Genomic DNA, 17361 nt, shown 5'->3' on the forward strand with positions numbered 1-17361 from the left:
GGCCTCGCGCGGCCTCGCGCGGCCTCAGAACGTGAGCACGCCCCGCGCCACCTTCCCCTGCTCCATGTCCTCGACCGCCCGCGCGAAGTCCTCCACCGGGTAGGTGCTGGTGACGAGTTCGTCGAGGAGGAGGCGGCCGGAGCGGTACAGCTCGGCGTAGAGGGCGATGTCCTTCTGGGGGCGGGAGGAGCCGTAGCGGCAGCCGAGGATCGACTTGTCGAGGAACATCGCCGCGGGCAGGAAGCTCGCCTCGGCCTTCGGTGCCGTCATGCCGAGCAGGATCGCCTGACCGTGCCGGTCGAGCAGGTCGACGGCGGCGCGGACGAGCGCGGTGTGTCCGACGCACTCGAAGACGTGGTCGGCTCCGGTGGGCAGGACCTCCCGTACGGCGTCGGTGGACGCCAGGAAGTGCGTGGCGCCGAACTGCCGGGCCGGGCCCTCCTTCGCCGGGTTGGTGTCGACGGCGACGATGGTCGTCGCGCCCGCGATCCGGGCGCCCTGGATGACGTTGAGGCCGATGCCGCCGGTGCCGATGACGACGACGGTCTCGCCGCGGTCGACCTTGGCGCGGTTGAGGACGGCGCCGACGCCGGTGAGGACGCCGCAGCCCATGAGGGCGGCGGAGGTGAGCGGGATGTCGGCGGGGATCCGCACGGCCTGGACGGCCTTGACGACGGTCCGCTCGGCGAAGGAGGAGTTCGAGGCGAACTGGAAGAGTGGTGTGCCCGCCCGGGAGAAGGGCTGCCCGGGCATGCCGATGGCCTTGCGGCACATGGTGGGCCTGCCGCGGTCGCAGTCGGCGCAGGTGCCGCAGTTGGCGAGCGTGGACAGGGCCACGTGGTCGCCGGGGGCGACGTGGGTGACGCCGGGCCCGACGGCCTCGACGACTCCGGCGCCCTCGTGCCCGAGGACGACGGGCGGCGGGAAGGGGATCGTGCCGTCGACGACGGACAGATCGCTGTGGCACAGCCCGGCGGCCGCGACGGCGACGAGCACCTCGCCCGGGCCGGGTTCGCGGACCTCCAGGTCGTCGACGACCCGGACCTGCTTCCCGTCGAAGACGACGCCCCTCATGATCCGCCCTCCTTCCGGGAGTTCGGGCGCTCGCCGGCGGCCGCCGCGCGGGCCATCTCCTCCAGCTGCCGGAGCATCGGCATCGGGTCGATGCCCACCGTTCCCGGCAGGAAGTCGGCGATCCGTTCCGGCGTCCAGGCCCCGCCCTCCGCGTAACCGGCGCGCAGCTCCCGGGGCTGGGCCCAGACGGCGATCTTGGGGCCGGCGATCGTGTAGACCTGGCCGGTGATCCTCTCCGCCTTCGCGCGGTCGGAGAGCAGGTAGACGACGAGCGCGGCGACGTCCTCGGGCTCGCCGATCTCCTTGAGCTCCATGGGCACGTTGGCCGACATGCGGGTGCGGGCGACCGGGGCGACCGCGTTCGCCGTCACGCCGTACTTGTGGAGCCCGAGGGCCGCGCTGCGGACGAGGGAGATGATGCCGCCCTTGGCCGCCGAGTAGTTGGCCTGGGCGACGGAGCCCTGGTGGTTGCCGCTGGTGAAGCCGACGAGCGTCCCGGAGCCCTGGCGGCGCATCACGGCGGAGGCGGCGCGGAAGACGGTGAAGGTGCCCTTGAGGTGGGTGGCGACGACGGGGTCCCACTCCTCCTCGGACATGTTGAAGAGCATCCGCTCGCGCAGGATGCCGGCCACGCACACGACCCCGTCGATCCGCCCGTACTCGGCGAGGGCCACGTCCACCACGCGCTGCCCGCCCGCCATCGTCGAGATGTCGTCGGCGACGGCGACGGCCGCGCCGCCGGCCGCCTCGATCTCCTTCACCACGGATGCGGCGACCTCGCTCGTCGGCTCGCCGCCCTCGATCGACACGCCGTAGTCGTTGACGACGACCTTCGCGCCCTCGGCCGCGCACGCGAGGGCGACCGCGCGGCCGATCCCCCGGCCCGCTCCCGTCACGGCGACGACCTTCCCTGCCAAGAAGTTCCCCACGCCCGGCCCCTTCCCGCGGTTTCTGACGGTCCGTTAGATTCGTGCGTCGGCAGGATTCTACGGCCCGTCAGATACCGGAAAACAAGACCTCGGAGGCGCCCGATGTCACTTCCCGTCGAGTTCCACGACATCGCCAAGCGCGTGAACAACTGGGGGCGCTGGGGCCGGGACGACGAGATCGGCACGCTCAACCTGATCACCGACGAGGTGGTACGGGAGGCCGCCGCGACCGTCCGCAGCGGCCGGCGCGTCCCGCTCGCCGTCGACCTGAAGCAGGACGGCGTGCAGACCGGCATGATCCCCGGCCGGGTCAACCCGCTCCACGTCATGGTCCAGATCAACCAGGAGCTCTTCGGCCCCGGCACCGTCGCCACCAGCGACGACGCCGTGACCATGGGCCTGCAGGCGGGCACCCACTGGGACGCCCTCACCCATGTCTCGCACTCGGGCCGCATCTACAACGGCCGCCCCGCCGCCACCGTCACCCCCCACGGCCGCTCCGAGTTCAGCGGCATCCACACCGCCCGGCACGTCGTCTCGCGCGGCGTCCTGCTCGACGTGGCGGCGGCCAAGGGCGTGGACCGGCTGCCCGGCGACCACGCCGTCACGCCCGAGGACCTCGACGAGGCGGCGGAGTTCGGCGGGGTGACCGTACGGTCCGGGGACGTCGTGCTCGTGCGCACCGGGCAGATCCAGTCGTACCTGGCCGGCGACCGGCACGGCTACGCCTTCCCGTCGCCCGGGCTCTCCGTCCGTACGCCCGAGTGGTTCCACGCCCGTGACGTGGCGGCGGTCGCCAACGACACGCTCACCTTCGAGATCTTCCCGCCGGAGATCGAGAACCTGTGGCTGCCGGTGCACGCCCTCGACCTGGTCGAGATGGGGATGCTCCAGGGGCAGAACTGGAACCTGGAGGAGTTGTCCACAGCCTGTGCACAGGAGCGGCGGTACGCCTTCCTGCTCTCCGCGATGCCCGAGCCCTTCGTCGGCGGCACGGGGACGCCGGTGGCACCGGTGGCGGTGCTGTAGGGAATTCCGCGGGTGGCGGCGCACTCGCGCGCGCCCCGAGCACGGCACGACAGCCGCCACCCGTCACGACCCGCGCTCGCCGAGGGGCACGGCCCCTCGACTCCCCTCGCAGAACGAATCGCTCACCCAAGGGTGATCAATTCACCACGAACCGTCAACAGGGCACCCATGAGGGTGACACCCCGGCGCCCTGACCCGTACCCGCACCCGGCCCGGCGGCCGGCGCCCGGTCGACCTCGCACCAGATGCTCTTGCCGGTGCCCTCGCGCTGCCAGCCCCAGCGGTCGGCGAGGCCGTCCACCAGCTCGAGGCCGCGGCCGTTGGTGTCGTCGCCGTCCGCGTGCCGCGGCCGCGGCGGGCGGTCGCTCGCGTCGGCGACCTCGACCCGCACCCCGGCGCCGCCGAACAGCATCCGCAGCACGGCCGGGCAGCCCGTGTGCACCACGGCGTTGGTCACGAGCTCGGAGATGAGCAGCACCAGCGTCTCCGCCAGCGGCTCGTCGTCCCCTATGCCGGACCCGGCCAACCGTGAACGCGCCCATCGCCGGGCCCGCCCCACTTCCGCCGGGTCGGGCCCGACCTCCAACTGCACCTGAAGCACCTGCACCGTTCACACCATCCGAACCGGCGGACACACCTTTACGGAACGTGATTCCCTTGTGAGACAGCATGGTTGACGTACAGTCACCGCAACAAGCGCTTCGGGCATATTCCAGCGCGAAGGAGTACGCATGGTCCATACTGTGCGACGCATGCCGCGAGGAGTCGAACGCGGGGCGCGAGCGGCGGGCATTCCCCTGCCCGGAGCCACCGCATCGGCGGCACCGGCGCGATCCGGGCCCACAAGCACTCGCATCCCACGGAGCGTACCGGAGCCCGGGGCCGACTCCGGCGCGTGACGACCCCCGCGCAGGACACAAGACGATATCGACGCTGCGTGACGCGAGCACTACATCTCCCTCCGTGCTCCGGCGCCAGGGCCGGTCCGGCGGTCAGGGCCGGACGGGCCCTAGAGCCGGGCCGCCACCAGCTCCTCCGCCGCCGCTCCCGACGGGCCGCGCCCGGCCCGTACCCAGGCCCGTTTCAGGTGCAGGTGGACGTCGGCCTCCCAGGTGAAACCCATGCCGCCGTACACCTGCAGGCAGTCGCGGGCGCCGTCGACGGCGGCCTCGTCGGCGAGCAGCCGGGCGCCGGCGATCTCGACAGGATCGGCGGTGACGGCGGCGGCGTAGACGGCGGCGCGGGCGAGCTCCGTCCGTACGAGCATCCGCGCGCACAGGTGCTTGACCGCCTGGAAGGCCCCGATGGGCCGCCCGAACTGCTCCCGGGTGCGGGCGTACGAGACGGCGAGCTCGGTCGTGCGGCCGGCGGAGCCGAGCTGCTCCGCGGCGGTGAGCAGCGACGCCTCGTCCCCGGGTGAGGCCTCCTCCCCGGGCGGGGCGGCTGAGGGCAGCCGGTGCAGCGGCGTCAGGGGGTCGACGGACCGGATCCGTACGGCGCCCCCGGCCGGGCCGAGCACCACGTCCGCGGCGTCCAGCCACTCCACGAGCTCCCCGTCGGCCCGGGTGACCACGGTCTCGCCCTCCGCCGCCCCGGGCACCTCGCCCGCCGCGAGGTGCGTGGCGACCAGCGGGCCCGGCAGCAGCGCCCGGCCGGCTTCCTCGAAGAGGAGCACGGCCTCGGGCAGCCCGAGGCCGACGCCGCCCGCGTCCTCCGGGAGCCGGAGCGCGAAGAACCCGGCCGCGCCGAGCTCGCGCCACAGGGCGCGGTCGAGGACGCCGCCCGCGTCCACGGCCGCCCGCAGCGCCTCGCGCCCGAAGCGCCGGTCGAGCAGTTCCCGCAGGCCCCGCCTGAGCGCCTGCTGGTCCTCGGTCGGTCGGAGGTCCACGGTCGGTCTCACCGGCCCTTCGGCAGGCCGAGGATGCGCTCGGCGACGATGTTCCGCTGGATCTGCGAGGTGCCCGCGGCGATCGTGTACGAGAGGGAGGACAGCCGGTCCAGGTTCCACTCGCGGCCGAGGTCGAGCGCGTCGGGACCGAGGACGGCGGCGGCCGTGTCGTACAGCTCCTGGCGGGCGTGGGAGTAGCGCAGCTTGAAGACGGAGCCGCCGGCGCCGGGGACGCCGCCGGTGGCCTGGGCCTCGCTGACGTTCCACTGGGTGAGCCGCCACAGGGCCTGGAACTCGGCGCCGAGGCGGCCGAGGCGGCGGCGCAGCACGGGGTCGTCCCAGCGGCCGTTCTTCCGTGCCGTGCGGGCGAGTTCGCCGAGGACGCGGCGGCAGGCGACGACCTCGCCGACGAAGGCGGTGCCGCGCTCGAAGGAGAGGGTGACCATGGTGACCCGCCAGCCGTCGTTCTCCTCGCCGACCCGGTTGGCCACCGGCACCCGCACCTCGTCGAGGAACACCTCGGCGAACTCGGCGGAGCCGGCGAGGGTGCGCAGGGGCCGGACCGTGATGCCGGGGGCGGACATCGGCATGGCGAGCCAGGTGATGCCGCGGTGCCTGGGGGCCTCGGGGTCGGTCCGTACGAGCAGTTCGCACCAGTCGGCGACCTCGGCGTGCGAGGTCCAGATCTTCTGGCCGGTGACGACGTAGGCGTCTCCGTCGCGCACCGCCCTGGTCCTGAGCGAGGCCAGGTCGGAGCCGGCCTCGGGTTCGCTGAAGCCCTGGCACCACACCTCGTCGCCGCGGAGCACGGGCTCCAGCCAGCGCTCGCGCTGCTCGGGCGTGCCCTCGGCGGCGATGGTCGGGCCCGCGTGGAGGAGGCCGACGAAGTTGGCGCCGACGTAGGGCGCGCCGGCGCGTTCGGTCTCCTCGAGGAAGATGAGCCGCTGGGTCGGCGAGGCGTCCCAGTGGACGTGCCCGTAGCCGGCGTCGTAGAGCCGTCGCTGCCAGCCGCAGTCGTAGGCGCGCCGGCCGGGCCAGTCGAGCGGGTCGGGCCTGGGCGGCAGGATGGGCAGCTCGGCGGCGAGCCACTCCCGCAGCCGGGCGCGGAAGTCCTCCTCCTCTTCGCTGTAGGCGAGGTCCATCAGGAGGTGCCCCCTTCGCCGGCCATCCATTTCTGATGGGTCGTCAGTTCTGGCGCAGCCAGGCTAGCCCGCGACCCCTGGACCGACAAGGAGTGGGCCTCTACGCTCTCAGCACGAGCTGACGCTCCGTCAGAAATGCTCGGTCAGAAATGCTCCGTCAGGAATGGAGACTCCGGTGACCGCGACCGAAACCGCACAGGCCCTGGGCGCGTCCCGCACCCTCTGGGAGCTCGTCGAGCGCCGCGCCGCACTCACCCCCGACCGGCCCGTCCTCCTCCAGGGCGACCGCACCCTCACCTTCGGGGAGCTCCGCGACCGCGCCGAACGCTGCGCCGCCGGCCTGTACGGCAGGGGCGTGCGCCCCGGCAGCGTCGTCGCCTGGCAGCTGCCGACCCGCATCGAGACCGCCGTGCTGTCCTTCGCGCTCGCCCGCCTCGGCGCCGTACAGTCCCCCGTCATCCCGTTCTACCGGGACAAGGAGGTCGGCTTCGCACTGCGCGAGTCCGGCGCGGAGTTCTTCGCCGTCCCCGGCGTCTGGCGCGGCTTCGACCACACGGAGATGGCCCGGCGGCTCGGCGCGCGCGGGGTCTTCGAGGCGTACGAGGACCTGCCCGACGGCGACCCGGGCGTCCTCCCCGCGCCGCCCGCCTCCGGCACCGACGTCCGCTGGATCTACTGGACCTCGGGCACCACCTCCGACCCCAAGGGCGTGCTGCACACCGACCGTTCGCTCCTCGCCGGCGGCTCCTGCCTCGCCCACGCCCTCCACCTGAGCACCGAGGACGTCGGCTCGATGGCCTTCCCGTACGCGCACATCGCCGGGCCCGACTACACGGTCATGCTGCTCCTGTACGGGTTCCCCGCCGTCATGTTCGAGCACTTCGCGCTGCCCGACGCGCTCGACGAGTACCGCAGGCACGGCGTCACGGTGGCCGGCGGATCCACCGCCTTCTACTCGATGTTCCTCGCCGAGCAGCGCAAGCGGCCGGGCGAGCCGATCATCCCGACCCTGCGGCTCCTCGCCGGCGGCGGCGCCCCGAAGCCGCCGGAGATCTACCACGCGGTGGTCCGGGAGCTGGGCTGTCAGCTGACCCACGGCTACGGCATGACCGAGGTCCCCATGATCACCATGGGCGATCCCGGCGACACCCCGGAGAACCTGGCCACGACCGAGGGCCGGCCGCCCGCCGGGATGGAGATACGCATCGCCGAGGGCGGCGAGGTCCGGCTGCGCGGCGAGGCGGTCTGCCGCGGCTACCTCGACCCGGCGCAGAACGCCGCCGCCTTCGACGAGGAGGGCTTCCTCGTCACGGGCGACGTGGGCCGGCTCACCGACAGCGGCCATCTCGTCCTCACCGGCCGGCTGAAGGACGTCATCATCCGTAAGGGCGAGAACATCTCCGCCAAGGAGATCGAGGACCTCCTCCACGAACACCCGGGCGTCGGCGACGCCGCGGTCGTCGGACTGCCGGACCCCGAGCGCGGCGAGCGCGTCTGCGCGGTGGTCGAACAGCCCCCGGGCGCCGAGCCCCTCACCCTGGAGGCGGTCACGGCCTTCCTGCGCGAGGCCGGTCTCTCGGTCTTCAAGCTGCCGGAACAGCTGGAGGTCGTGGAGGCCCTGCCCAGGAACGAGACGCTGCGGAAGGTGCTCAAGTACAAGCTGCGCGAGTGGTACGCGTAGCCGCGCGCCGAACCCGGAGGCCGACGGGGCTCGGGCCGTCCGGGCTCAGGCCGACGGGGTTCCGGCCGACCGGGCTCAGGCCGACAGCGGTTCCGCCGTGTCGTCCAGCGCGGCCGGGACGTCCTCGTACACCTCGAAGAGGCGGCGGACGCCGAGCGCGGCGAGGACCCGGTTGACGTGCGCGCCGTCCTCGGCGCCGCGGGCGGGCAGGATCAGCCGGAGGCGGCCGCCGCAGGACCGCATCAGCCGGCGCGCGGCGACGAGCACGCCGACACCGCTGGAGTCGCAGAAGCGGACCGCCGAGAGGTCGAGGACCACGTCGTGGCGGCCGCCCGCGACCGCCGCGTGGAGGCGTCTGCGGATCAGCGGGGAGGTGACCAGGTCCAGCTCCCCGCTGATGCGCAGCACGGTCCACGGTTCCTGCTCGTCCTCGTCGACCTGGATCGTCACGAGCGGCGCCTTTCGACATCGGGACACGCGAACGAGCCAAACGGAGCCCGCCCTTCCTGTCCCCTCCCGCTGCCCGCTCGCGGCGCTCCGAAACCCCTGGACGGCGGCTTGGCGCTTTCCTTACCATCCGGCGAACCGTCAAGGGCGCACTTGCGGCAAAGAGAAGTGCGCCGGGTCGGGGCGCATTACTTTGGGAAGGGAAATCGGGTCGGGAAGGTCATCGGGCAAGCCGTCGGGCAAGGTCGTCGGGAGGGCGTCGCATGGCGACGAAGGACACACCGCCACGCTGGGACCGCAGGATGCAGCAGCGGCTGGCGCGCGGTGAGGCCGCCGCCCTCGGCGAGCTCTACGACAGGTTCGCCTCCCTCGTGCACAGCCTGGCCCACCGCGTGCTCGACGACGACGACGCCGCCGACCAGATCACCCGCGAGGTCTTCGGCTACATCTGGGAGAACCCCGACGCCTACGACCCGAAGCAGGGCAACATGCGCTCCTGGGTCGCCCGGCTCACCCAGCGGCAGGCCGTGCACCGGCTGCGGCAGGCGGAGGCGGTGGCCTTCGCGGAGCGCGGCGAGGGCACGGCGGAGGAACTGGAGCAGAAGGTGCGCCGGGCCTCGGTCGCGGCCCGCGCCGACTACATCGTGACGTCCATGCCCACACCGCTGCGACAGGCCCTGGAACTGGCCTACTTCCAGCGCCGGGACTACCGGCAGACGGCGGCGGACCTCGGCGTGACCGAGGACGAGGCGCGGCGCCGGCTGCGGCTCGGGCTCCAGCTCCTCTCGACCGCCAACACCCGCCCGCTGGAGGGCTCCTCGCCGCCCGGCTCCGGCGGCTACGGACGGTCGCTGTGACCGGGGCGAACGACGATCCCGAGGAGATCGCACGCGCTCCGCGGATACCGGGCCCGCGCCCGGCGGCCGACGACCACGCGGACCTGACCGGTCCGCCGGACCCGTCGCCGTTCGCCGCGTCCTCTCCCTTCGCCGACGACGTCTACGGGGACGGCCCGCGCGCGGAGGAACCCGGGTCCGGGAGGGCCCCGGACGTCCCGGCCGCCCCGGAAGCACCGGAAGCCGTGGAAGCCCTGGAACTGCTCGACCTGCCCCACCGGACCCTGAAGTCGCTCCTCGGCGCGTGGGCCCTGTCCGCCTGCTCGCCCGAGGAGACCCGGACCGTCGAGGCCCACCTCACCGAGTGCGCCCCGTGCGCGGACGAGGCACTGCGGCTGCGCGACGCGGTCGGGCTGCTGCACGCCGAGCGCGACCTCGACCTGGACCCGCTGCTGCGCTCCCGCGTCCTGGAGAACTGTCTGGGCCGCCGCCCCGCCCGCATCCCTGTGCCCGCCTGGGCCTCGCCGTACGACGCGGAGACCGCCCGGCTCGACGCGCTGCTGCGCGACATCGGCGAGGCGGAGTGGCACGCGCCGGTGCGGCTGAAGTGGTTCGAGGGCGAGCGCGCCGTGAACCGGAAGACCACGGTGGCCGGCGTGATCGGCCATCTGCTGGCCGTGGACGGTCTGGTGGCGGCCTCGCTGGGTCTGGACGACCCGCTCGGCGCGGGCATCGCGGAGCTGTCGCCGGCCGAGCGGACCGAGGCGTACTGGAAGGCCTCCGCCCGGCCGCCGACCCGTACGATCCGCGAGCCGTGGCGGGACCAGAGCCACACCCTGATCCGCACGGTGTCCTTCGCCGGACGCGGGGTCGCGGACCTGACCGTCACCTACGGGGACTTCGCGCTGCCGCTGCGGGACTCGCTGCTGGAGCGGGCCTTCGAGTGCTGGCTGCACGCGGACGACATCGCGAACGCGGTGGCCTACCCGTACGACCCGCCGAGCGGCAGCCATCTGCACGGCATGATCGACCTGGCCGCCCGGCTCCTCCCGGCGGCCCTCGCCGACCGCCGCCGCCTGGGCCTCGCGGCGCCGGCCCGCGAACTCGTCACGGCCGGCTCGCCCGGCCGCTCGCTCCACCTGGAGATCGAGGGCGCGGGCGGCGGCCACTGGTACATCGCCCTGGACTCGCCCGCCGCCCTCGGCTCCCCGGACCACGCGGTGGCCCAGGTCGCGATGGACGGCGTCGAGTTCTGCCAGCTCGTCGCGGGCCACGTACCGCCGCAGGACGCGGCGGCGGGCCAGGACGGCGACCGCGAGGCGATCCGCGACGTGCTGTTCGCGGCGGCCTCGCTGAGCCGGATGTAGCGCGGGCCGAGCGGGCCCGCGCGAGGACCGGGACTACGCGAAGACGACCGTACGGCGCCCGTTCAGGAGGATGCGGCGCTCCGCGTGCCACTTCACCGCGCGGGCCAGCGCCTGGCACTCGACGTCGCGGCCGATGGCGACGAGCTGGTCGGGGGTGACCTCGTGGCCGACGCGCTCGACCTCCTGCTCGATGATCGGGCCCTCGTCGAGGTCGGCGGTCACGTAGTGCGCCGTGGCGCCGATCAGCTTCACACCGCGGGCGTGGGCCTGGTGGTAGGGCTTGGCGCCCTTGAAGCTCGGCAGGAAGGAGTGGTGGATGTTGATGATCCGGCCCGACAGCTGCTTGCACAGGTCGTCGGAGAGCACCTGCATGTAGCGGGCGAGCACGACCAGCTCGACGTCCTGCTCGCGGACCAGGTCCAGCAGCTCCGCCTCGGCCTCGGGCTTGGTCTCCTTGGTGACCGGGATGTGCCGGAACGGGATGTCGTACGAGGCGACGAGCTCGGCGAAGTCGGTGTGGTTGGAGACGACCGCGACGATCTCGACCGGCAGCGCGCCGATCCGCGAGCGGAACAGCAGGTCGTTCAGGCAGTGACCGAACTTCGACACCATCAGCACGACGCGCATCCGCTCGTCGGCCCGGTGGATCTGCCAGTCCATCGCGAAGGAGTCGCCCACCGCGGCGAAGCTCGCGCGGAGCTTGTCCACGGTGACGGGGGCCTCGGCCGAGAAGTGGACCCGCATGAAGAAGAGACCCGTGTCACGGTCTCCGAACTGCTGGCTGTCCTCGATGTTGCATCCCGTGATGAAGAGGTAGCTCGACACGGCGTGCACGATGCCCTGCTTGTCGGGGCACGAGAGGGTGAGGACGTACTGGTCGGTCATTCGCCTAGCCTGCCACACCCGGAGGACGCGAAAGCGGCCTCGTCCGTCACGCGGACATCGCGGGAACACCAGGCGGACGCCGGCGGACCTCGGCGGGTGTCAGGCGGTACGGGTCATGATCCGGAGCACTTCCAGCGAGCGCGGCGGGACGTCCGGGTCCTCGCCGTCGGCCGTCGCCATGCGGACGTGCGCCTCGCGGGCGGCCCGTACGGCCTCCGGCCAGCCGTGGTGCTCCAGGTACGCGGAGACCGGGGCGTCCGCGCCGACCTGGTGCATGATGCGCAGCACCCGCAGCACGGCCACGTCGACCAGGGCGGCCTCGCCGGAGTCGCGGAAGATCGTCCCCACGTACTTCTCGGCGGACCAGCTGTCCAGCCAGGTGTCCTCCACCAGCCGGTAGACGGCGTCGGTGACGTCGCCGAACCCCTCCTGGCCGGCCAGCCAGGTCGTCTCGTGGAACTCCGGGTCCGAGAGCATGTGCAGCGCGGAGCGCACGTTGGCGCGCCAGCGCCACCACGGCATGTCGTTGAGCGGCATGCCGCCCATGGTGGAGGAGCGGCGGGCGCGACGGGAAGAGTTCATCGAAGGGGAGGTGCTAGCGGACACCGTTCGATCGTACGTTCCCCCACTGACAGCGCCCCTTCCGGCCCCGGCCGACCCCCGTAATTCACCTTCGCGTCACCCGGCGTTGATCCTTGCTCACTGTCGCGTTACCCGTGGGGCGGAATTGTGCATGCCCATGACCGGTAGGCGACTTTCCTCACTCCTCGCGTACGTCACGACAGCGGCGACCGGAGCGTCGCTGCTCACCGGCTGCGGCGTACTCCCTGGAGCCACGGGGGGCTCCAGGGAGCCCGTCACCGTCATGACCTGGGCGCCCGACCAGACCCGCGCCACCAACATGCCCGGAATGCCCGCCATGGCCCAGGCCTACGCCCGCTGGGTCAACGCCAACGGCGGCATCGACGGCCACGAACTGCGCGTCCTCACCTGCAACGAGCAGAACACCAACGCCGGCGCCGCCGCCTGCGCCCGACGCGCCGTCCAGGAGGGCGCGGTCGCGGTCGTCGGCTCCTACAGCCAGTACGGCCGCGCCTTCATGGCCCCGCTGGAGGCCGCCGGCATCCCGTACATCGGCGGCTACGGCATCTCGGAGGACGAGTTCACCAGCTCGCTCTCCTACCCCGTGAACGGCGGCCAGGCCTCGCTCATCGCGGGCCACGGCATGCAGCTCGCCGCGAACTGCCGCAAGGTCTCCCTCGTCCGTCCCGACACCATCGCCGGCGACAAGCTGCCCGACCTGCTCAACTCCGGCCTGCGCAAGGCCAGCCACAGCGGTGCCGTCGACATCCCGGCGGTCGAGGACGCCGCCGAGTACACCGCGTCCGCGAGCAAGGCCCGCACCAAGGCCGGCGCCGAGGACGGCTGTGTCACCGCCGTGCTCGGCGAGCGCACCCAGACCTTCTTCGACTCCTTCCGCCGGCTGCCCGGCGAGCAGAACGACTCCGGCGGAGAGTCCGGCGGAACGTCCGACGCGAAGTCCGGCGACGGCGAGGACGACGGCGGCACCGTGCGGATCTCCTCCGTCCTCGGCAGCGTCGGCCAGCCGCTCATCGACCGCTCGGGCGGCGCCCACAGCCCCTTCGAGGGCGCCTTCGTCACCGGCTGGTACCCCGACGCCGACAACAAGGCCTGGGAGCCGATGAAGCAGGTGATCAAGGAGCACGCCTTCGTCGACAACCGGGTCGACCCGGCGGACGCGGGCGTGCAGACCACCTGGATCGCGTACACCGTCCTCAAGCAGGTCATCGAGTCGCTCGACAGCGACTCGATCTCCTCGCTGCGGATCAGCCACGCCCTCGACCAGGGCACGAAGATCGACACCGGCGGCCTCACGCCGCCGCTGCGCTGGCGCTACGACGACCTGCTGGGCGCGCGCGACTTCCCGCGGATCGTCAACCACGACGTGACGTTCCAGGTGGTGCGCCAGGGCAAGCTGGTCGCGCAGAAGCCGGGCTTCGTCGACGTCGGCGAGACGGTCCTGACCGCGCCCTGACGGCCGGGACCCCCCAGGCGCGGCCGGCCGTCTACAGCTGGGTGTAGGTGCGCTTCGGCAGTCCGTACGTGGCGGCGGTCGGGTTCCACAGCCCGGCCGCCTGCTTCTTGGCGGCCGTCGCCTCCTGGCTCTTCTTGTCGCCCTCGTTGGTGTGGCTGGTGTTCCGGGCGCGGCCGTCCTTGCACACCTTCTTGTTGCTCTTCGCCTGGTCCGCCCAGGCCGCGTAGTGGTCGTCGGCGGCGGCCGAGGCCTGCCAGGCCTTGACCAGGGCGGCGGACAGGGCCGCGTTGTCCGGCACCTTGTCCACGGACAGCGACTGGAGACGGGTCACCAGTTCGCGCCGCTGCTTCGCCGCGCCGCGCAGATCGCTCGCCGCCTGGTCGAGGTTGTCGCACTGCCGGATCGACGAGACGGCGCGGATCACCGCGTCGCGGCTGTTGTTGCTGTCCGCGAGGAGCTTGTCCAGCTCCTTCGCCTGCTCCTCGGCCGGGTCGGCCGGCTTGTCGGTGGCACCGGCGGAGGGCGCGGCGGAGCTGGCGGCCACGGTCCCCGCCTTGTCGCCCGTCTTCTCGCCCTCGTCGTCGTCACCGCCGCTGAGCAGCGCGCCAGCGCCGAGACCGACCACGGCGCACCCGGCGACGACGGCCGCGATCAGCGCGACCGGCGACTTGCGGCGGGGCGGCTCGGGCTCCTCGTAGTAGGCGTCCTGGTAGCCGTACGGCTGGTGCTGCTGGGGCTGCTGCGGGTGATGGTGCTGGGGCGGCTGCGGCGGCTGGTAGTGCTGCTGCGGCCCGGGAGCCGGTGCGGGCGGCGCCTGGTGCTGCGGCGTCTCGCTGCGGAACAGGTTGTCGAAGTCCGCGAGCGGCGGCCGCTCCGGCTGCGCCTGCTGCGGCGGTACGGGCGCCATGTACTGGGTCGCCTGGGCGTCCGGGCCCCCGACCGGCCCCGCGACGGGCGGGAGGTACTGCGTCTGCGCCTCGGCCGGCGGAGCCACGGGCGGGATGTACTGGGTCGCCTGCGCGTCCGGCCCCTGCGGCACGGGCGCCTGCGGCGGCACCGCCCCGAGGTACTGCGTCGCCTGCGAGTCCGGCTGCGGATAGCCGTAACCCGGCTGGGGCGCGGCGGGCGGCGGGTAGCCGTAGCCCGGCTGCGGTCCCGGCGCCGCGGCCGGCGGCTGCGGCGGGACCGGCGGCAGGTACTGCGTCGCCTGCGCGTCCGAGGGGCCACCAGGGGTCACCTCAGGGGGGAGGGGCTGAGCGGCCGGATACTGCTGCTCCGGCCCCTGTCCGCTGTGCGTCACCGGGACTCCTACTGATGGACCTACGGAATCGTCGGCTCACGCTACCGGGTGCGCCGGGCGGCCCGCACACACGTGTGACACAGGTGTGACGTTCACCGCTGCACCGCGTGCGCCGCGCCGCGTACGGCCCGGCAAGGCGTGCGGTCCCCCGCCGCGTACGCCCCCTCGACGTGTCCGCCGTGTCCGCCCTCACGCCGCGTGCAGGTCGAGCCGGGCTCCGAACTCGCGTACCGCCGGCTCCCCCGCGTACGGCTCCAGGCGCTCCTTCAGGTCGCCCAGGTACTCCGCGCCCCGGGAGGACCGCAGCGTCGAGAGCAGTTCGAGCGCGCGGGTGCCGGTCTGGCAGGCCTGTTCCACCTCGCGCTGCTGCACCTGCGCCGCGGCGAGCAGCGCGAGGCCGATCGCCCGGCGCCGGGCCCGGCCCTCCGGGTGTCCGGCGAGGGAGCGCTCGGCCGCCCGGGCCGCCTCCCGCGCCTGCCCGAGGTCCCGGTGGCAGTGGGCCAGCTCGTCCGACAGGTACGCCTCGTCGAAGTGGGCGATCCAGGTCGGGTCGTCGCCCGACTCGGGCTCTGCCGCGCCCAGGGCGTCCTCGGCGAGCGCCGCCACCCGGCCGAAGGCGTGGGTGTCGCCGAGCAGCGCGTGGCCGCGGGCCTCCGCCGCGAGGAACATCGCCTCCGCGCGCGGCGGCACCTGGCCGCGGGCGCCCTCCTGCGCGGCCCGCGCGAGCTGCGCGATCTCCCGCGGGTTGCCGAGCTGCGCGGCGAGGTGGCTCATGGACGCGGCGAGCACGTAACCGCCGTAGGCCCGGTCGCCGGCGGCCTGCGCGAGCCGGAGTGCCTGGATGTAGTAGCGCTGGGCGAGCCCCGGCTGGCCGGTGTCCACGGCCATGTACCCGGCGAGCTCGGTGAGGCGCGCGGCCGCCGCGAACAGCTCCCGCCCGACCGCCTCCCGGTAGGAGCCGGAGAGCATGCCCGACACCACGCTGTTGAGGTAGTGGACGACGACCGGCCGGACGTGGCCGCTGCCGAACTGCCGGTCCAGGTCGACCAGGGCGGTCGTCATCGCCCGTACCGCCGCGACGTCCGAGGCGCCGACCCGTGCCCCGGCGGACCGCGCGACCAGCGGGTCGGCGCCGGTGATCAGCCAGTCCCTGCTCGGTTCGACGAGCGCGGACGCGGCGACCGTCGAACCGGACAGGAAGTCCCGCCGGCCCACGTCGCTGCGCCACAGCTCGCAGACCTGCTCGATCGCGCCGAGCACGGTCGGCGCGAACTGGAGGCCGACGCCGGAGGCGAGGTTGCGGCCGTTGGCCATGCCGACCTCGTCGATGGTGACCGTGCGGCCGAGCTTGCGGCCCAGCGCCTCGGCGATGATGCCCGGCGCCCGGCCCCGCGGCTGCTGGCCGCGCAGCCAGCGGGCCACCGAGGTCTTGTCGTAGCGCAGGTCGAGGCCGCGCTCCGCGCCGACCATGTTGACCCTGCGGGCGAGGCCGGCGTTGGAGCACCCGGCCTCCTGGATGAGCGCCTGGAGCCGTTCGTTGGGCTGGCGGGCGACGAGTGGCCTGGCTGCCATGATGACTACCCCCTGAGGCCGGTGCGGTGATCGACTGGCTGATCACTGCCCGGCGGATATCCGGTCAATGCAGATGTGAACACGCGAAACCGGACACGTCGGTCGCACGGCCGCGAGTCGAACAGGGCGGGACAGGGCGGAACACAGCGGAACACAGCGGCACAGAGCGAATCGGAGCGGCACGGCGCCGACGCCCCCCGTCCGTGTCTACCCGCCCGCCGCTTCCCGGCCCCACGCGCGCCCCCGCCCGTGCACCCGTGCGCCCCGCATGCAGGATCGATGCGTCACACCGCTCGCCGTGACGCCCGTAACCCCAGGTGGCGGCGGGAGTTGAGTTCGACGTGGAAGAGACCATCGGAGTCACGGAAGCCGCACAGATCCCCAAGCAGCGGGGCGAGCTGCTGCTGGACAACGCCGTGCGGTACGCGGAAGAGCGGCACTGGGACGTGTTCCCCGGGACCTGGCTGGAGGCGGTCGAGGGCAGGGAGCGGTGCTCCTGCGGCGCGGAGGCGTGCCCGTCGCCCGGCGCCCACGCGGCCCGCCCCGACTGGTCGACCCAGGCGACGGGCAGCGCCGTCGGGGCCCGTCGGATGTGGTCGAAGCAGCCGAAGGCGTCGATCCTGCTGCCGACCGGCCGCACCTTCGACGCGATCGAGGTGCCCGAGTCGGCCGGCTTCCTCGCGCTGGCGCGGATGGAGCGGATGGAGCTGACGCTCGGCCCGGTGACCTGCACGCCCGACCGCCGGATGTTCTTCTTCGTGCTGCCCGGTGCGGCGGCCAAGGTGCCGGACCTGGTGCGCAAGCTGGGCTGGGTGCCGTCCTCGATCGATCTGACCACCCGCGGCGAGGGCTTCTACGTGGCGGCGCCGCCGACCCGGGTCGGCGGTTGCGGGGCGGTGCAGTGGGCCCGCAAGCCCACGCCCGCGAACCGCTGGCTGCCCGACGCGGAGGAGCTGATCAGCCCGCTGGCGTACGCGTGCGGCCGGGAGGCGGCGGACGCGCGGTCACGTCGGCAGTGAACGAACCCTCCTTCCTGCTGGATTCAGGCAATGTGGCCGGAAGGAGCTCAGCCGTAAGGTGGTCCCCGACTGTACGGGGACAACCGAAGGGTTGACGGAACATGATGCCTGACCAGGCATACGACGGAGAGTTCGC

General features: G+C 73.2%; 16 protein-coding genes. 6 read left to right on the plus strand and 10 right to left on the minus strand.

Annotated features, from left to right (window positions below):
- Positions 1-24: 24 nt before the first annotated feature.
- On the minus strand, positions 25-1074 hold the full coding sequence (locus ACFWJO_RS24975; RefSeq protein ID WP_386868476.1) for a Zn-dependent alcohol dehydrogenase: 1050 nt from the start codon (positions 1072-1074) through the stop codon (positions 25-27).
- Positions 1071-2003, minus strand: coding sequence for an SDR family oxidoreductase (locus ACFWJO_RS24980; RefSeq protein WP_386868478.1), 933 nt, complete (start codon positions 2001-2003; stop codon positions 1071-1073). Before ACFWJO_RS24980 ends, ACFWJO_RS24975 begins: the two co-directional genes overlap by 4 nt.
- A 102-nt stretch (positions 2004-2105) precedes the next feature.
- Here ACFWJO_RS24980 and ACFWJO_RS24985 point away from each other — a divergent pair, with 102 nt between their 5' ends.
- Positions 2106-3032 carry a cyclase family protein gene (locus tag ACFWJO_RS24985; protein WP_386868480.1) on the plus strand — a complete coding sequence of 309 codons (927 nt, stop codon included), beginning with the start codon at positions 2106-2108 and terminating at the stop codon, positions 3030-3032.
- A gap of 154 nt (positions 3033-3186) precedes the next feature.
- Here the strand turns inward: ACFWJO_RS24985 and ACFWJO_RS24990 are convergent, their stop codons facing one another.
- From ACFWJO_RS24990 to ACFWJO_RS25000, 3 genes are all read right to left on the minus strand, one after another.
- A complete protein-coding gene (locus ACFWJO_RS24990) occupies positions 3187-3639 on the minus strand; it encodes an ATP-binding protein (RefSeq protein WP_386868482.1) in 453 nt (150 codons plus the stop codon).
- 402 nt (positions 3640-4041) lie between these two features.
- Positions 4042-4920 carry an acyl-CoA dehydrogenase family protein gene (locus tag ACFWJO_RS24995; protein WP_386868484.1) on the minus strand — a complete coding sequence of 293 codons (879 nt, stop codon included), beginning with the start codon at positions 4918-4920 and terminating at the stop codon, positions 4042-4044.
- 8 nt (positions 4921-4928) lie between these two features.
- The gene (locus ACFWJO_RS25000; protein WP_386868486.1) at positions 4929-6062 is read right to left on the minus strand and encodes an acyl-CoA dehydrogenase; all 1134 of its coding nucleotides are present in this window, start codon (positions 6060-6062) and stop codon (positions 4929-4931) included.
- 163 nt (positions 6063-6225) lie between these two features.
- Here ACFWJO_RS25000 and ACFWJO_RS25005 point away from each other — a divergent pair, with 163 nt between their 5' ends.
- A complete protein-coding gene (locus ACFWJO_RS25005) occupies positions 6226-7743 on the plus strand; it encodes a class I adenylate-forming enzyme family protein (protein WP_386868488.1) in 1518 nt (505 codons plus the stop codon).
- Between the two features lie 75 nt (positions 7744-7818).
- Here ACFWJO_RS25005 and ACFWJO_RS25010 read toward each other — a convergent pair whose 3' ends face one another.
- Positions 7819-8193 carry an STAS domain-containing protein gene (locus ACFWJO_RS25010; protein ID WP_384420983.1) on the minus strand — a complete coding sequence of 125 codons (375 nt, stop codon included), beginning with the start codon at positions 8191-8193 and terminating at the stop codon, positions 7819-7821.
- A gap of 260 nt (positions 8194-8453) precedes the next feature.
- Here ACFWJO_RS25010 and ACFWJO_RS25015 point away from each other — a divergent pair, with 260 nt between their 5' ends.
- The gene (locus ACFWJO_RS25015) at positions 8454-9047 is read left to right on the plus strand and encodes a sigma-70 family RNA polymerase sigma factor (protein WP_386868490.1); all 594 of its coding nucleotides are present in this window, start codon (positions 8454-8456) and stop codon (positions 9045-9047) included.
- A complete protein-coding gene (locus ACFWJO_RS25020; protein ID WP_386868492.1) occupies positions 9044-10393 on the plus strand; it encodes a zf-HC2 domain-containing protein in 1350 nt (449 codons plus the stop codon). Before ACFWJO_RS25015 ends, ACFWJO_RS25020 begins: the two co-directional genes overlap by 4 nt.
- A gap of 33 nt (positions 10394-10426) precedes the next feature.
- Here the strand turns inward: ACFWJO_RS25020 and purU are convergent, their stop codons facing one another.
- Both purU and ACFWJO_RS25030 read right to left on the minus strand, forming a co-directional pair.
- Complete coding sequence (gene purU, locus ACFWJO_RS25025) at positions 10427-11278, minus strand: formyltetrahydrofolate deformylase (RefSeq protein ID WP_386868494.1); 852 nt, start codon at positions 11276-11278, stop codon at positions 10427-10429.
- 99 nt (positions 11279-11377) lie between these two features.
- Positions 11378-11824, minus strand: a complete 447-nt coding sequence (locus ACFWJO_RS25030; protein ID WP_386868574.1) for a hypothetical protein — start codon at positions 11822-11824, stop codon at positions 11378-11380.
- A gap of 193 nt (positions 11825-12017) precedes the next feature.
- On the opposite strand from ACFWJO_RS25030, the gene ACFWJO_RS25035 reads away from it, so the two are divergent.
- Positions 12018-13334, plus strand: a complete 1317-nt coding sequence (locus tag ACFWJO_RS25035) for an ABC transporter substrate-binding protein (protein ID WP_386868575.1) — start codon at positions 12018-12020, stop codon at positions 13332-13334.
- A gap of 31 nt (positions 13335-13365) precedes the next feature.
- Here ACFWJO_RS25035 and ACFWJO_RS25040 read toward each other — a convergent pair whose 3' ends face one another.
- Both ACFWJO_RS25040 and ACFWJO_RS25045 read right to left on the minus strand, forming a co-directional pair.
- Positions 13366-14634, minus strand: coding sequence for a hypothetical protein (locus tag ACFWJO_RS25040; RefSeq protein WP_386868496.1), 1269 nt, complete (start codon positions 14632-14634; stop codon positions 13366-13368).
- A gap of 189 nt (positions 14635-14823) precedes the next feature.
- Complete coding sequence (locus tag ACFWJO_RS25045; protein ID WP_386868498.1) at positions 14824-16206, minus strand: transcriptional regulator; 1383 nt, start codon at positions 16204-16206, stop codon at positions 14824-14826.
- A gap of 341 nt (positions 16207-16547) precedes the next feature.
- Between ACFWJO_RS25045 and ACFWJO_RS25050 the strand changes: the two genes are divergently transcribed.
- A complete protein-coding gene (locus tag ACFWJO_RS25050; RefSeq protein ID WP_386868500.1) occupies positions 16548-17225 on the plus strand; it encodes a bifunctional DNA primase/polymerase in 678 nt (225 codons plus the stop codon).
- Positions 17226-17361 lie beyond the last annotated feature (136 nt).

Source organism: Streptomyces sp. NPDC127092, assembly GCF_042722475.1.
In the GTDB taxonomy this organism is placed as follows: Bacteria; Actinomycetota; Actinomycetes; order Streptomycetales; family Streptomycetaceae; genus Streptomyces.

What these genes read in the sequence shown, in the direction of transcription:
- ACFWJO_RS24975 (WP_386868476.1), bottom strand. Translation starts at nt 1,074, where the DNA reads ATGAGGGGCGTCGTCTTCGACGGGAAGCAGGTCCGGGTCGTCGACGAC.
- ACFWJO_RS24985 (WP_386868480.1), top strand. Translation starts at nt 2,106, where the DNA reads ATGTCACTTCCCGTCGAGTTCCACGACATCGCCAAGCGCGTGAACAAC.
- ACFWJO_RS25000 (WP_386868486.1), bottom strand. Translation starts at nt 6,062, where the DNA reads ATGGACCTCGCCTACAGCGAAGAGGAGGAGGACTTCCGCGCCCGGCTG.
- ACFWJO_RS25005 (WP_386868488.1), top strand. Translation starts at nt 6,226, where the DNA reads ATGGAGACTCCGGTGACCGCGACCGAAACCGCACAGGCCCTGGGCGCG.
- ACFWJO_RS25015 (WP_386868490.1), top strand. Translation starts at nt 8,454, where the DNA reads ATGGCGACGAAGGACACACCGCCACGCTGGGACCGCAGGATGCAGCAG.
- purU (WP_386868494.1), bottom strand. Translation starts at nt 11,278, where the DNA reads ATGACCGACCAGTACGTCCTCACCCTCTCGTGCCCCGACAAGCAGGGC.
- ACFWJO_RS25030 (WP_386868574.1), bottom strand. Translation starts at nt 11,824, where the DNA reads ATGGGCGGCATGCCGCTCAACGACATGCCGTGGTGGCGCTGGCGCGCC.
- ACFWJO_RS25035 (WP_386868575.1), top strand. Translation starts at nt 12,018, where the DNA reads ATGACCGGTAGGCGACTTTCCTCACTCCTCGCGTACGTCACGACAGCG.
- ACFWJO_RS25045 (WP_386868498.1), bottom strand. Translation starts at nt 16,206, where the DNA reads ATGGCAGCCAGGCCACTCGTCGCCCGCCAGCCCAACGAACGGCTCCAG.